The organism is Mesorhizobium sp. M0626 (genome assembly GCF_040320665.1).
Classification (GTDB): domain Bacteria; phylum Pseudomonadota; class Alphaproteobacteria; order Rhizobiales; family Rhizobiaceae; genus Mesorhizobium.
Window position 1 is genome coordinate 68537 of sequence record NZ_JAMYQD010000001.1, and the last position, 14883, is coordinate 83419.

Here is a 14883-nt window from a genome sequence, read left to right on the forward strand (position 1 = left end):
ATGGCAGCCGCCCTCACCCATCTCGGCGCCAAGGGCGAGGCCAACATGGTCGATGTCGGCGAGAAGGCGGAGACGACGCGCACGGCGGTCGCCGAGGGCTTTGTCTCGATGCGGGCCGAAACCCTGAAGATGATCCTCGACGGCGACGCCAAGAAGGGCGATGTGCTGGGTACCGCGCGCATTGCCGGCATCATGGCTGCCAAGAAAACGCATGAGCTGATCCCACTCTGCCATCCGCTGCTTTTGACCAAGGTGTCGGTCGACATCGAACCGGACACCACGCTGCCCGGCCTCAGGGTCACCGCGCTCGCCCGCGTCACCGGCAAGACCGGGGTCGAGATGGAGGCGCTGACCGCGGCATCTGTCGCGTGCCTGACCATTTACGACATGGCCAAGGCGGTCGACCGCGCCATGGTGATTTCCGGTATAAAGCTGGTGGAAAAGACCGGCGGCAAGTCCGGCGACTACAAGGCGGGTTCGTAAATGGCGCTGGTTCCGGTCGCCGAGGCGCTTCAACGCCTACTCGACGGCGCTGTGGCGTTGCCCGGTGAAAGCGTCGCGCTGGCGGATTCGGCCGGCCGGGTGCTGGCGGAGCCGGTCGTGGCGCTGCGTACCCAGCCGCCTTTCAATGCATCTGCCATGGACGGCTATGCCGCACGGGCGCGGGATGTGGCGACCCTCCCGGCGAGGCTTTCGGTGATCGGCAAGGCGCCTGCAGGGCGAGGCTTTGACGGCGCTGTAGGTAAGGCGGAAGCTGTGCGCATCTTCACCGGCGCGCCGCTGCCGGAAGGCGCAGACACCATCGTCATCCAGGAGAATGTCCGCGATCTCGGCGGTGGCCGGATCGAGGTCACCGAACCGACGGCGAAGAACCGTAACATCCGCCGCCTTGGACTGGATTTTGCCCAAGGCGACGTGCTGCTGGAGAAAGGCCGCGTGCTCGATCCGGCTGCATTGTCGCTGGCGGCGTCGGCCAATCATCCCCGGTTGAACGTGGTGCAACGGCCGCTGGTCGCCATCATCGCCACCGGCGACGAATTGCTGCCACCGGGTAGCGAACCTGGCCCCGACCAGATCATCTCGTCCAACGCCTATGGCGTCGCTGCTGTGGCGCAGTCGGTCGGCGCTCGCGCGCTCGATCTCGGTATAGCGGCCGATCGCAAGGAAGCGATCGCGGCGCTGGTGAAAAAGGCGGTCGATGCGAAAGCCGACGTCATCGTCACGCTCGGCGGCGCCTCGGTCGGCGACCATGATCTCGTCCATGACGTGCTGACCGGCGAAGGCATGAACCTCGACTTCTGGAAGCTCGCCATGCGCCCGGGCAAGCCGCTGATGTTCGGGCGGCTGGGCGATATCAGGTGCATCGGCCTGCCCGGCAATCCGGTGGCGAGCCTGGTCTGCTCGCAATTGTTCCTGAAGCCGTTATTGGCGCAGCTCGGCGGCCGTCCCCACCGGCAGGACATCCGCCAGGCTCAGCTTGGCGCCGCGATGCCGGCCAATGATCTAAGGCAAGACTATGTGCGCGCCGTGGTCCGGGAAGAAGCCGGCGCATTGGTGGCGACGCCGTTCGGCATCCAGGATTCCTCGATGCTGAGAATGCTGGCCGACGCCACCGGCCTGATCGTGCGCGAGCCCTTCGCTCCGGCGGCAGAAGCAGGCGCTGCTTGCAGCGTTCTGATGTTGCGCTGAAGGTCGCGGATCCAAGCCGTTAATTCCAAGAGATAAGACTGGTTGTTACTCCGCCAGCAATGTCCGCGTCAGCGGATGTGTCGGATCGGCAAGCCCGTCGACGATGCTGAAATGATGCCGGTCCGGCTCGACCACTGTGCTGGTCGTGGCGCCGAGGCCGATCCAGATGTTGGCAAGCAGCGCATTCTGGCGCAGGAACTCCGCCCGCTCGCCGCCGCCGGCCCAGCAGGTGATGCGCGCGCCCTGCATGGGGCGCAGCAGAACCGGGCTTTCGGCCAGTGCTTCCGCTTCATCGATGGCCAGTGTCGCGTTCATCCCCGTCCGCATGATCGGCCGCAGATCATGAACCCCGGAGATCGAGACGACATTGCGTATGCGGCCGGCCACATCGGCGGCCAGAGGCGTCGTTGTCGTCACCATCCTGGAGGCGAGATGGCCGCCGGCGGAATGCCCGGTCAGGATCACCGGCCCGCCGACCATCGTCGCCGCCTTGCCGATCGCCGCCGCGATTTCCCTGACGATGCCGGAAATGCGTATGTCGGGACAAAGCGTGTAAGTCGGCATTGCCACGGCAAAGCCATTGGCAACCGCGCCGTTGGCCAGATGCGACCATGGCTTGTTGTCGAACGCCTTCCAGTAACCGCCATGGATGAAGGCGACGAGCCCTTTGGGCATGACATCGGGAAGGAACAGATCGAGCCTGTTGCGCGGGCTGTCGCCATAGGCGATGTCGAGCTTGGCCCGACCGGACGCCGACATTGTGTCGCGAAAAGCCTGTGCCGGTGTGTCCCATGCGGCCGGCCAGCGATTGCTGCCGGCAATGTTGTCGCCGTTGGCGTAGGCATTGTCCCAATCGGCAACACGATGTTCGAGCATCTGCATCCCTCCCGGATGGCTTCAGTTCAGTCGACAGGAATGGCCGCCGAACAGGGCGGCGTCAATGCTGCGACCTAAAAACATTTTAGGCTTGAAACAAATTTCGACTGGTGCGATCCTGCGCCTTGTTCAGCCATGGGCGCGAGGCAGACAGGGGCAGCCGAAAATGCTTGGGCCATCAGCGCATATCGACACATTCACGCGTGACAACCTGCCGCCGCCGGAGCAATGGCCGGAGTTTTTGCTCGACGGCTTCGACTATCCCGACCACATAAATGCCGGCGTCGAATTGACCGACAGGCTGGTCGAAAAAGGGTTCGGCGACCACACCGCGCTGATCGGCAATGGCCGCCGCCGCACCTACAAGGAACTGTCCGACTGGACCAACAGGCTCGCCCATGCCCTGGTCGAGAATTATGGCGTCAAGCCGGGCAACCGGGTGCTGATCCGCTCGGCCAACAACCCGGCCATGGTCGCCTGCTGGCTGGCCGCCACCAAGGTTGGCGCGGTGGTCGTCAACACCATGCCGATGCTGCGCGCCGGCGAACTCGCCAAGATCGTCGACAAGGCGGAAATCACGGTTGCGCTTTGCGATACAAGGCTGATGGACGAGATGACCGCCTGCGCCAAGGGCAGTGCGTATCTCAAGCAGGTCATTGGCTTCGACGGCACGGCCAACCATGACGCGGAACTCGACCGCGCCGCCCTCGACAAGCCGGTCACCTTCACTGCCGTCAACACCGGCCGCGACGATGTCGCCCTGCTCGGCTTCACCTCCGGCACCACCGGCGTGCCGAAGGCGACGATGCATTTCCACCGCGACCTGCTGATCGTCGCCGACGCCTATGCCCGCGAAATCCTGGAGGTGACGCCCGACGACATCTTCGTCGGCTCCCCGCCCCTTGCCTTTACCTTCGGTCTTGGCGGGCTCGCCATCTTCCCGCTGCGTTTCGGCGCCGCGGCGACGTTGCTGGAACAGGCGACGCCACCCAACATGATCCACATCATCGAGACCTACAAAGCGACCATTTCCTTCACCGCTCCAACCGCCTATCGGGCCATGCTCAAGGCCATGGATCAAGGCGCTGACCTGTCCTCGCTGCGCGTCGCGGTTTCGGCGGGCGAGACGCTGCCGGCGCCTGTCTTCGAGGAATGGACTGAGAAGACCGGCAAGCCGATCCTCGATGGGATCGGCGCCACCGAGATGCTGCATATCTTCATCTCCAACCGCTTCGACGACATGAAGCCGGCCTCCACCGGCAAACCAGTCGGCGGCTATCTGGCACGCATCGTCGATGACGAGATGCGGGAGTTGCCGCGCGGCTCTGCTGGCCGGCTGGCGGTGCGCGGCCCGACCGGCTGCCGCTACATGGCCGATGCCAGGCAAAAGGACTATGTCCGCGACGGCTGGAATCTCACCGGCGATACGTTCACGCAGGACGAGGATGGCTTCTTCCACTTCGCCGCGCGTTCCGACGACATGATCGTCAGCGCCGGCTACAACATCGCCGGCCCCGAGGTCGAAGCGGCGCTGCTCTCGCATCCCGACGTCGCCGAATGCGCGGTGACCGGCGCCGAGGACGGTGAACGCGGCCAGATCGTCGAGGCGCATATCGTGCTTGTGCAAGGTGTTTCGCCGGACGCATTGACCGTCAAACGCCTGCAGGACCACGTCAAGGCAACGATCGCGCCCTACAAATATCCGCGTTCGGTGAAGTTCATCGACGCCTTGCCCAAAACCCAGACCGGCAAGATCCAGCGCTTCCGGTTGCGCGCGGAGAAGAGCAATTGATTAAGCCGCACGATCCGGCGTCCGATGGCGCGCAGATGTCGTTCAAGGAGCGGATGTCCTACAGCGACTATCTGCAGCTGGACAAGGTGCTCGATGCGCAGGCGCCGCTGTCTTCGGCCCATGACGAGATGCTGTTCATCATCCAGCATCAGACATCGGAATTGTGGATGAAGCTCGCTTTGCACGAGATCGGCGCCGCGATCCGCTCGATCCGCGCCGACCGCCTCGAACCGAGCTTCAAGATGCTGTCGCGCGTCGCGCGCATCTTCGAGCAGCTCAACAATGCCTGGGACGTGCTGCGCACGATGACGCCAAGCGAATACACCGAGTTTCGCGACGCGCTCGGCCAATCCTCGGGCTTCCAGTCGTGGCAGTACCGCGCCATCGAGTTCATGGCCGGCAACCGCAACCTAGCCATGCTCGGGCCGCACAAGCACCGGCGCGATCTTACGGACAGGCTGGAAGCGATCCTGGCCACGCCGTCGCTGTACGACGAGGCGCTTCTGCTTTTGGCGCGCAATGGCTTCGACATCGGCGCCGACGCCAGTCGCACGGACTGGCGCGAGACGCGCGGTGAGAACGAAGACGTGCTGGCTGCCTGGCAAACCGTCTACCGCGACCCGCAGCGCTACTGGATGCTCTACGAACTGGCCGAGAAGCTGGTCGACTTCGAGGATTACTTCCGCCGCTGGCGCTTCAACCACGTCACAACGGTCGAGCGCATCATCGGCTTGAAGCGCGGCACCGGCGGCACCTCAGGCGCCTCCTATCTGAAGAAGATGCTGGAGGTCGTGCTGTTTCCGGAGCTCTGGACGGTCCGCACCCGGCTCTAGAGCATTTCACCGTTTAACGGAAACGGCGAAATGCTCTAGCTCTTTGATTGACGCAATTTCGGACGGAAAACCGCTTCACACTTTTCCTGAAATTGCTCTGGTTTCTCACGTAACCGCGGTCTTCACCGCGAAGCGGGCGTCCTGCCAGGCGCCGGTGCGCAGAATATCCTCCAGGACTTCGACCGCCTGCCAGACATCGCCATATCCGACATAGAGCGGCGTGAAGCCGAAACGGATGGTCGACGGCGCCCGGAAATCGCCGATCACGCCGCGCTCGATCAGCGCGCGCATCACCTGATAGCCATGCGGATGGAGGAACGACACCTGGCTGCCGCGCTGGCTGCCGTCGCGAGGACTTTCCAGTTCAAGCCGGTAGGCGCCGCATCTGGCTTCGACGAGCTGGATAAACAGGTCGGTCAGCGCGATGCTTTTTCTGCGCACCGCCGCCATATCGACGTCGTTCCAGATATCGAGCGCGCCCTTGAGCGCCCGCATCGACAGCACCGGCTGCGTTCCGCACAGGAAGCGGCGAATGCCGCTGCCGACGGCAAAGCCCTGCTCGAAGGCAAAGGGCCGCGCATGGCCCCACCAGCCGCTGAGCGGCTGGCTGATATCACCATGGTGGCGCTCGGCCGCGTAGATGAAGGCCGGCGAGCCCGGGCCGCCATTGAGGTATTTGTAGGTGCAGCCGACGGCGAAATCGGCATTGGCACGGTCAAGTTCGACCGGCAAGGCGCCGGCCGTGTGGCAGAGATCCCAGATGATCAGCGCGCCGGCGTCATGTGCCTTGCGCGTCAGCGCCGCCATGTCGCGCAACTGGCCGGATTTGTAGTTGACGTGGTTGACCAGGATGACGGCAACGCTGTCGTCGATCAGCTCCTCGATTGCGGCCGCGTCGACGCCCTCCAGCCGCAGCCGCGTTCCCGGCCGGGTCGAGGCGACGCCTTCGGCCATGTAGAGGTCGGTCGGGAAACTGTCGCCCTCGGCAACGATGACCGACCGATCCGGCCGCATGCCGAGCGCTGCGTGCAGCAACTTGTAGATGTTGATCGAGGTTGTGTCGCAGACCACCGTCTGCCCATCAGCCGCGCCGATCAGTCGCCCGAGCTGATCTCCGAGTTCCACCGGCATGTTGAACCAGCCGGCGGTGTTCCAGGCGCGAATGAGGTCGTGCGCCCATTCCTGCGTGGCGGCCTGCTGCAGTTCGCTGAAGACGACCGCTGACGCGGCGCCCAGGGAATTGCCGTCGAGATAAATCACGCCTTGCGGCAAGACAAAGCGTTCACGCATGGAGCGCAGCGGATCGGCGGCATCCATTGCTTCGATTGTAGCGAGATCGGGTGTCGTGCTCATGATCCGGCGCCCCTCCATGGACAAACGCGCGCGGCGGAGCCTGCCGCCCAAACATGCCGGCGATCTTGAGTGGTCGCCCTTGAACTGTCAAACATTATATATAATTCACCCATTGAAAGGCTTTGATATATAATGATCCGCCCGAGCGTTTATGTCTGATGGATCACGATGCTGGATGACGAGCAGACCTCGAAGACGGAAGTGGCCTATCGCCTGCTCAGGCGCGATATTCTTGCGACCCGGCTGGCGCCTGCCGCGCCGTTGAAGCTGAGCACGCTGCGCAACACCTACGGCATCGGCTGGACGCCGTTGCGCGAGGCGCTGTCGCGGCTGGAGGCGGAACGGCTTGTGACCGCCATCAGCAACCGCGGGTTTGCGGTCGCTCCCGTCTCTCGGGCGGAGCTCGAGGATTTGGCGCGTGCGCGGCTGGTGGTCGAACTGCCCCTGCTGGTGGAATCGATCGAGAAGGGCGACCGTGAGTGGGAAGACGCGGTCGTTGCCGCCCACTATCGTCTCTCACGGTGCGGGTCTGTTCTCGACGATCCATCGGATGATGCGGTCGACGCGTGGTACGAAAAACACGATGCCTTCCATGCGGCGCTGCTCAGTGCCGCGACATCCAGCTGGCTGCTGCGCTTCAATGCAACGATTTCCGACCAATTGCATCGCCATCACCGCTTTCTGGGTCTGGCCCCGACGCTGCGCGCCGCCGCCGGCCGCACGGACGGACACCGGAAGGCCGTGGCGGCCCTGCGCGACGCCGTGGCGATCGAACACCATACCGCCCTGATGGAAGCGGCCCTCGATCGCGACGTCGAACGTGCGAAAACTCTGATGACCGCTCACATCGGCTACACGCTGCGGGTCTATGCCCAGAGAGAACCCCGCGCGGATGCTGCGCAGCCCCGTCCGAAAAGGAAGCGGCGATCGTAGCCGACGACGCAGGGCACTTTGTCTTCGTTTCACCCCGTTGCTGGCAACTGGGCGCAGGCGGCGCTCGCAGCGCCGAACGTTACGCTGAACAAAACGTCAACACATTCATTAAACTTTAAAAGGTTGCGGAACACAACTGGAACAGATAGTGTTTGTTCTGGGTTTGTTTTTTCTGATTCTGGTTTCAGAACCCTTGGGGGCCGCGATGCTGACGCGCAAACAACATGAGCTTCTGATGTTCATCCATGAACGCCTGAAGGAGAGCGGAATCCCGCCGTCCTTCGACGAGATGAAGGAAGCGCTCGACCTCGCCTCCAAGTCCGGCATCCACCGCCTGATCACGGCGCTTGAGGAGCGCGGTTTCATTCGCCGGCTGCCGAACCGGGCGCGCGCGCTGGAAGTGCTGCGGCTGCCCGACTCGATCGCACCAGGCCTCAACGCGGCGAGGAAGTTTTCGCCGAGCGTCATTCAGGGCAGTCTTGGTCAAGCCGGCCAAGGGCAAGGCGGCCAAGGACAAGGCGGGATGGGCCAAGGCGGGATGGGCCAAGGCGGTCTCGGCCGCCAGATCAAGGCGGGCTCGCCGTCGCGTTCGATGTCTGCCGGCAATGACGATGCCGTTTCCGCGATTTCAATCCCGGTGATGGGACGCATCGCCGCCGGCGTGCCGATCGACGCCATCCAGCATCAGACCCATTCGATCTCGGTGCCGCCCGACATGATCATGGGCGGTGAACACTACGCGCTCGAGGTCAAGGGCGATTCGATGATCGAGGCCGGCATTTTCGATGGCGACACGGTCATCATCCGCAATGCCGACACAGCCAGCCCCGGCGAGATCGTGGTGGCGTTGGTCGACGATGAGGAAGCGACCCTGAAACGCTTCCGCCGCAAGGGCGCCTCGATCGCCCTGGAAGCCGCCAACCCGGCCTACGAGACCCGCATTTTTGGACCGGACAGGGTGAAGGTGCAGGGCAAGCTTGTCGGATTGATCCGGCGCTACTGAGCCGGCTTGGGTTTGTACTTTTCACGCTGGTTGTAAGGCGGCAGGCCGCGCGCGTCGCGGGAGAAGCGGCGTTGCTCGTGCCAGGGGCGATACGGCTTGTCGACGGCGAACCGGATGGTTGGCGCTGCCGCTGCCGATTGCGGATCGAAGAAGACGGCGGCGCTGCCGTCGCGGGCCAGCTGTTTCTTCGTCACGACCAGGACCAGCGGGTCGCGGCACGGATTGTAGGCGGTGGCGTCATCGATGACGATCAGGCTCGCGAAGGCACAGGCCGGCCGCGCCGTCTTGCGGTCTTTCGCAAGAGCTACAATGGCTCCGGAAGGGTGTCGAGCGATACAGAGATCGCCGGTGCAATAGAAGGGCGAGCCGGGCGGCAGATCGAGCGGATCGAGATCGAACCGCGTATCTGTTGCCTCGAAAATCTCGGGCGGGATAATGGTTTCGGCCCGCAGCGCCCGTTTCCAATTGTCCGTGGTGAATTCGTTGGAGCGTTCGCGGTTGAGGGCGAGTTCGCCGCCACCGATCTGCATGGCCACCAAATGTGCGTCCTCGGATATGAGCACGTCGGGCGTAAGCACCTGCGGCACCGTCAACAGGCCGGCCAGCGCGAAAGGCACGGCCGCCAGCCTGAGCCAGGTGGTGGCCATGGTGGCGATGACGAGGGCGACTGCCACCAACAGCACCGAGCGGATGGAGATCAGCCCGACGGCGTCGACCGGCGAGCGCTCGGAAATCCAGGCCGATATAGCGATCATCGCCATCAGACCCTTGCCCATCACATAGAGGAACGGCCCGTCGGCGCCGAACGGCATCGCCAGTGCGCTGAGCACGGCAAAGGGCATGACGATCAACGAAACAATCGGCATCACGGCCAGATTGGCGATCAGGCTGAGCGGCGACACACGCTGAAAATGCCAGATGGCGAACAGCAAGGTTGCACTGCCGGCGATGATCGAGGTCATGGCGAGGCCGCCCATGGCCAGCGCGAATTTTCGCGACAGGAAGCCGACGAAGGAGCGCTTTGCCAGCGGCGTTCTCACCTTGTCGGCGCGGTAATCGGCCCAGCCGGCATAGGCGCCGACAAGGGCGGCGGTGGCGGCAAACGACATCTGGAAGCTGGGACCGACCACCTCGTGCGGCGACACCAGGATGACGGCAATGGCGGAGATCGCCAGATTGCGCATGGTGAGTGCGGCGCGATCAAACAGCACGGCGACAAGCATGACCGCCAGCATGATGAAGCTGCGCTCGGCGGCAACCACGACGCCTGAAATAACGAGATAGGCGGCGATCGAGACAAGCGCTGCCGCGGCCGCATATTTCTTCACCGGCCGGCGCGAAGAGAAAACGGGAAACAGCGCAAAGGCGCCACGCAGCAACGCCATGATGGTGCCGGCAACCAGCGCCATGTGCAGGCCGGAGATGGAGATGATGTGGTAGATGCCGGTGCGCCGCATCGCTTCGTTGACCTCGTCCGGGATGCCGGCGCGCACGCCGACAATCAGCGCCGCGGCAATCTCGCCTTCGGCGCCGCCGATCTTGCCCCTGATATGGTCGGCAATGTTTTCGCGCGCGTTCTCGATTGCCGAGGAGAGCCGTGCGGTCAGCGGCGGCGGTCCCTGCGTAGCAATGGTTTTCGGGTTGCCGAGAAAGAAGCCGCTGCCGCCGATACCGGTGAAATAGCTGTCGAAGGAGAAATCGTAGCTCTCCGGCCGCACCGGACCGGTCGGCGGCAACAGCCTGGCATAGCCGGTGATCAGGGAGCCGGCGGTCATATCGGCGGGAACGGTCCGCGCCGAGAGCCTGACCCGCTCCGGGGCGTAGCGCAGCTCGGGGTAAGCGGTCGAAACCACGTCGAGCGTCAGCCTGATGCGGCCGCTTTCCATCTGTTCGAGACTGACGACGCGGCCGGTCAGCCGTGTCTGAATCTCGGAGCCGAGCATCTGCGTTCCGGCGCGCCAGGTCTCGACCTTGGCGGCGACGACGCCGAGCGCGCACAGCATCGCGGCCATGCAGAACAGATGCGTCCTCGGCCGCGATCGCGTGGCGACAGCGCAACATGTCGCCAGCACCACAATGGCGATTGGCTGCGCAAAGCCCGGCTCGCCGGCCAGCGAGAAGTAGACGATGACGCCGGCTGCCAGGAAAACCGGGACCAGCAGGAAGGCGACGCCCCGGTCGAGCTCCGTGTCGGCAGCCACGGCAAGGCTGCGGCGGAGCGCGGGCCATGACGGGCGGCGAAGCCGTCTGCGCAGTCGGGCGATAGATCCGGGCGCTGTGACTTGCGCCGGCAACGCGTCACCGGGCAGCGCGGGCGCTATGCCGGGATGCGGCTCAGGCAGCGCGAGGGGCAGCGGCTCGGCATAGGGACTATCGGCAAACAGCGAGCGTTCGCTGACGCTTGCCTCGCCGCCTTCGCCTTCCTTCGTGCCCCGGCCACGTCCAGCCATCGGGTCTGCCCCTTGCGCCCCAGACCTCCTATGCTACATGAACGCGCAAAGCGCGAAAGTCCGTGCGGTCGCATCCACCGCGCCGGAATTGACCCGCCAAGGACGCTCAATCCTCAATCATATCCCGGCCCTCCGCCCTCAGGCGAGCAAGCCCATCGTGCATTGCCTTCAATTGTTCCGGTGTATGACCCTGCCATTCAGCGAGCTCCCCCAGGATGAGCAACGGATCACGGGAGCGGTAGGATTTCGTCGGATTGCCGGGAAATTTTTTATCGGTCAGGTTAGGGTCATCCATAAAAAACCCTGTCGGCTTTACGATGTAAATCCTTTGACGACCGTCACCCGTTGCAAGCTCTGCTCCCCAGATGGCGGCTTCCAGTGTCTGGGTGAAATAGATCCATGACAGTGGTTTACCTCTGAAATTGGAAGGGTGGCCGACGCTCAGCAGATCCCCGGGTTTCAAATCCGCCCGGGTACCATGGTAGAACGGATCACCCTCCGTATGGTCGGCGTTGCTGGTCATCGGGAGCCCTTCTTTCAATCATTCCTCCTTCGTGGCGAGACCGGACCGCACACAGTTGCTGTGTTCACGATAATGATTGCAGAAGGTCAATATGCGTGACCAAGCCAACGCTGTCACGGCGGCGTTGTAGTCGGGCAGTGCCGCATTCGTGAAGAAATGTCCGCTCGTCAGAGGGGGCTACCACCGTCGCAGCGATGTTCCAGGCACTGTGACGGACGCTGCAGCCGAATGAAACCCAGACATTGACGCTGCTGCCAAATGAGGTTGCGCGGAGGTGCGAACAGATTTTGTGCTACAAGGCTCCGGCGCCCGTTGACGCAACCGATAATTGCCGACGTGCCCCGGCCTCGTCCAGCCATCGGGTCTGCCCCTTGCGCCCCAGACCTCCTATGCTACATGAACGCGCAAAGCGCGAAAGTCCGCGCGATCACGCCCCGCTTTCCAAACTTCCCGAGAGTTCCATGTCCGACACGGTCGTCACCCGTTTTGCCCCCTCGCCCACCGGCTATCTGCATATCGGCGGCGCGCGCACGGCGCTGTTCAACTGGCTGTACGCCAAGCACACCGGCGGCACGATGGTGCTGCGCATCGAGGACACCGACCGCGAACGCTTCAACGAGGCGGCGACACAGGCCATTCTGGATGGGCTGACCTGGCTCGGCCTTTCCTGGGACGGTGAGGCCATATCGCAGTTCGAGCGCGCGCCGCGCCACCGTGAGGTGGCCGAGGAGCTGGTGCGCCTGGGCAAGGCCTATTACAGCTACGAGACGCCTGCCGAGCTCGAGGCGATGCGCGAGGCCGCACGCGCCAAGGGCCTGCCGCCTCGCTACAACGGCCAGTGGCGCGATCGTGCCCCCTCGGAGGCGCCTCCCGGCGTCAAGGGCGCCATCCGCATCAAGGCGCCGACCGAGGGCGAAACCGTGGTGCACGACCGTGTGCAGGGCGAGGTGCGCTTCCCCAACAAGGACCTCGACGATTTCATCATACTGCGCTCGGACGGCAATCCGACCTACATGCATGCCGTCGTCGTCGACGACCATGACATGGGCGTCACCCACATCATCCGTGGCGACGACCATCTGACCAACGCCGCGCGCCAGACGGTGATCTACAACGCGATGGGCTGGGACGTCCCGTCGATGTCGCATATCCCGCTGATCCACGGCGCCGACGGCGCCAAGCTGTCGAAGCGGCACGGCGCACTCGGCGTCGAGGCTTATCGCGCCATGGGCTATCTGCCCGAGGCGCTGCTCAATTATCTGGCACGGCTCGGCTGGAGCCATGGCGACGACGAGATCATGTCGATCAAGGACATGATTTCGTGGTTCGACATCGGCGATGTCAACAAGGGTGCGGCGCGCTTCGACTTCGCCAAGCTCGAGTCAATCAACGGCGCGCATATGCGCAAGATGGCCGATACCGAGCTGTTCGACATTTTCGTCGCCACTCTGCCATACCTCGAAGGCGGACCGGCTATCGCCGCCCGTCTCGACGATGCCAGGAAGGCGCAGCTGCTGGCCGCCTTGCCGGGCCTGAAAGAGCGCGCCAAGACGCTGGTGGAACTGGCCGATGGCGCGGCCTTCCTGTTCGTCGAGCGGCCGCTGCCGATCGACGAGAAGGCGGCAGCACTGCTCAATGCCGACGCGCGCGCGATCCTGCGCGGCGCACATGCCGCTTTGCAGACTGTTTCGGGCGAGTGGTCGGCTGCCGCGGCTGAAGCCGCGGTGCGCGAGTTCGCGACGGCAGGCGGCCACAAGCTCGGCGCCGTGGCCCAACCGCTCCGGGCGGCCCTTACCGGCCGCAGCACCTCGCCCGGCGTGTTCGACGTGCTCGCCGTGCTTGGCCGCGAGGAAAGCCTGGCGCGGATTGCGGATCAAATCGATTAGGAGCGAACTGGCCCAAGAAGATTGGCATTGAAAGGCGGGTTTCGCAGTGCAACATTAGGCCTTGGCCCAATCTGGCACGCACCTCCCAAAATGCGGTGGCGAGTTCGCGCATTCCGGTGATTTCGACGTGTCGTTTGCAGGAATTGCCTTGCCGGCATGAGGAACATGAAGGAGTTTGAGAATGAGCGAAGCTGCGACAAGACTGGAAACCGGCAGCAAGACGACGCACCCGTCGACTGCCACGCTCGAACTGGCCGGCAAGACGCATGAATTCAAGGTGCGAAGCGGCTCGGTCGGGCCCGACGTCATCGACATCGGTGCGCTCTACAACACCACCGGCGCCTTCACCTACGATCCCGGCTTCACCTCGACGGCGAGCTGCGAGTCGGCGATAACCTTCATCGACGGGGATGCCGGCATCCTGCTTCACCGCGGCTACCCCATCGACCAGCTGGCCGAGCATGGCGACTTCCTCGAAGTCTGCTACCTCCTGCTCTACGGCGAACTGCCGACCAAGGCGCAGAAGGACGATTTCGACTACCGGGTAACGCGCCACACCATGGTGCACGAGCAGATGTCGCGCTTCTTCACCGGCTTTCGCCGCGACGCGCATCCGATGGCTGTGATGTGCGGTGTGGTCGGCGCGCTGTCGGCCTTCTATCACGACTCCACCGACATTTCGGACCCATACCAGCGCATGGTCGCCTCGATGCGGCTGATCGCCAAGATGCCGACGATTGCGGCCATGGCCTACAAATACCATATCGGCCAGCCCTTCATTTACCCGAAGAACGAGCTGAACTTCGCCGCCAACTTCCTGCACATGTGCTTTGCGGTGCCGTGCGAGGAATACAAGATCAATCCGGTGCTGGCGCGCGCCATGGAGCGCATCTTCATCCTGCACGCCGACCACGAACAGAACGCCTCGACCTCGACCGTGCGGCTTGCCGGCTCGTCGGGCGCCAATCCGTTCGCCTGTATCGCCGCCGGCATCGCCTGCCTGTGGGGCCCGGCGCATGGCGGCGCCAACGAAGCGGCGCTCAACATGCTGGGCGAGATCGGCCACGTCGACCACATCCCGGAATTCATCGCCCGCGCCAAGGACAAGAACGATCCGTTCCGGCTGATGGGCTTCGGCCATCGCGTCTATAAGAACTACGATCCTCGCGCGAAAATCATGCAGAAGACGGCGCATGAGGTGCTGGGCGAACTCGGCATCAAGGACGATCCGCTGCTCGACATCGCCATGGAGCTGGAAAAGATCGCGCTGACCGATTCCTACTTCATCGAGAAGAAGCTCTATCCGAACGTCGATTTCTATTCCGGCATCACGCTGAAGGCGCTGGGCTTCCCCACCACCATGTTCACCGTACTGTTCGCGGTCGCCCGCACCGTCGGCTGGATCGCGCAGTGGAAGGAAATGATCGAGGATCCCCACCAGAAGATCGGCCGTCCGCGCCAGCTCTACACCGGCGCGCCGGAACGCGACTACGTGCCGATTGCGAAAAGGTGAAAGAGAGTGAATGGTGAATGGTAAGTAGTGAA

Annotated in this window: 12 protein-coding genes; 8 read left to right on the plus strand and 4 right to left on the minus strand. The window is 63.7% G+C overall.

What is annotated here, in order from left to right; all coding sequences use genetic code 11:
* Positions 1 to 483, plus strand: a complete 483-nt coding sequence (moaC, locus tag NKI37_RS00370; protein WP_023684710.1) for a cyclic pyranopterin monophosphate synthase MoaC — start codon at positions 1 to 3, stop codon at positions 481 to 483.
* Positions 484 to 1689: a molybdopterin molybdotransferase MoeA gene (locus NKI37_RS00375; RefSeq protein ID WP_023693454.1), complete on the plus strand. Its 1206-nt coding sequence runs from the start codon at positions 484 to 486 to the stop codon at positions 1687 to 1689.
* A 45-nt stretch (positions 1690 to 1734) separates the two neighbouring features.
* On the opposite strand, the gene NKI37_RS00380 is transcribed toward NKI37_RS00375, so the two are convergent.
* A complete protein-coding gene (locus NKI37_RS00380; RefSeq protein ID WP_502897514.1) occupies positions 1735 to 2571 on the minus strand; it encodes a hormone-sensitive lipase in 837 nt (278 codons plus the stop codon).
* 160 nt (positions 2572 to 2731) lie between these two features.
* Here NKI37_RS00380 and NKI37_RS00385 point away from each other — a divergent pair, with 160 nt between their 5' ends.
* Both NKI37_RS00385 and kynA read left to right on the plus strand, forming a co-directional pair.
* Entirely contained in the window at positions 2732 to 4357 is a 1626-nt protein-coding gene (locus tag NKI37_RS00385; protein WP_023822204.1) for an AMP-binding protein, read from the plus strand.
* Positions 4354 to 5190 carry a tryptophan 2,3-dioxygenase gene (gene kynA / locus NKI37_RS00390; protein WP_352787808.1) on the plus strand — a complete coding sequence of 279 codons (837 nt, stop codon included), beginning with the start codon at positions 4354 to 4356 and terminating at the stop codon, positions 5188 to 5190. Before NKI37_RS00385 ends, kynA begins: the two co-directional genes overlap by 4 nt.
* Positions 5191 to 5295: 105 nt before the next feature.
* Here the strand turns inward: kynA and kynU are convergent, their stop codons facing one another.
* The gene (gene kynU / locus NKI37_RS00395; protein WP_352787805.1) at positions 5296 to 6543 is read right to left on the minus strand and encodes a kynureninase; all 1248 of its coding nucleotides are present in this window, start codon (positions 6541 to 6543) and stop codon (positions 5296 to 5298) included.
* Positions 6544 to 6711: 168 nt separating this feature from the next.
* Here kynU and NKI37_RS00400 point away from each other — a divergent pair, with 168 nt between their 5' ends.
* Together NKI37_RS00400 and lexA are read left to right on the plus strand one after the other, a co-directional pair.
* Positions 6712 to 7476 carry a GntR family transcriptional regulator gene (locus NKI37_RS00400; RefSeq protein ID WP_023684704.1) on the plus strand — a complete coding sequence of 255 codons (765 nt, stop codon included), beginning with the start codon at positions 6712 to 6714 and terminating at the stop codon, positions 7474 to 7476.
* A gap of 205 nt (positions 7477 to 7681) precedes the next feature.
* Positions 7682 to 8479, plus strand: coding sequence for a transcriptional repressor LexA (lexA, locus tag NKI37_RS00405; protein ID WP_352787802.1), 798 nt, complete (start codon positions 7682 to 7684; stop codon positions 8477 to 8479).
* Here the strand turns inward: lexA and NKI37_RS00410 are convergent.
* Positions 8473 to 10929 (minus strand): ComEC/Rec2 family competence protein, encoded by a 2457-nt coding sequence (locus NKI37_RS00410; RefSeq protein WP_023693448.1) that lies wholly within the window; start codon positions 10927 to 10929, stop codon positions 8473 to 8475. The genes lexA and NKI37_RS00410 overlap by 7 nt on opposite strands.
* 106 nt (positions 10930 to 11035) lie before the next feature.
* Positions 11036 to 11452 (minus strand): NAD(+)--rifampin ADP-ribosyltransferase, encoded by a 417-nt coding sequence (arr, locus tag NKI37_RS00415; RefSeq protein WP_023671039.1) that lies wholly within the window; start codon positions 11450 to 11452, stop codon positions 11036 to 11038.
* A gap of 461 nt (positions 11453 to 11913) precedes the next feature.
* Here arr and gltX point away from each other — a divergent pair, with 461 nt between their 5' ends.
* Together gltX and gltA are read left to right on the plus strand one after the other, a co-directional pair.
* Positions 11914 to 13338, plus strand: coding sequence for a glutamate--tRNA ligase (gltX, locus tag NKI37_RS00420; protein WP_023671038.1), 1425 nt, complete (start codon positions 11914 to 11916; stop codon positions 13336 to 13338).
* 181 nt (positions 13339 to 13519) lie between these two features.
* On the plus strand, positions 13520 to 14851 hold the full coding sequence (gltA, locus tag NKI37_RS00425) for a citrate synthase (RefSeq protein ID WP_023671037.1): 1332 nt from the start codon (positions 13520 to 13522) through the stop codon (positions 14849 to 14851).
* Positions 14852 to 14883 lie beyond the last annotated feature (32 nt).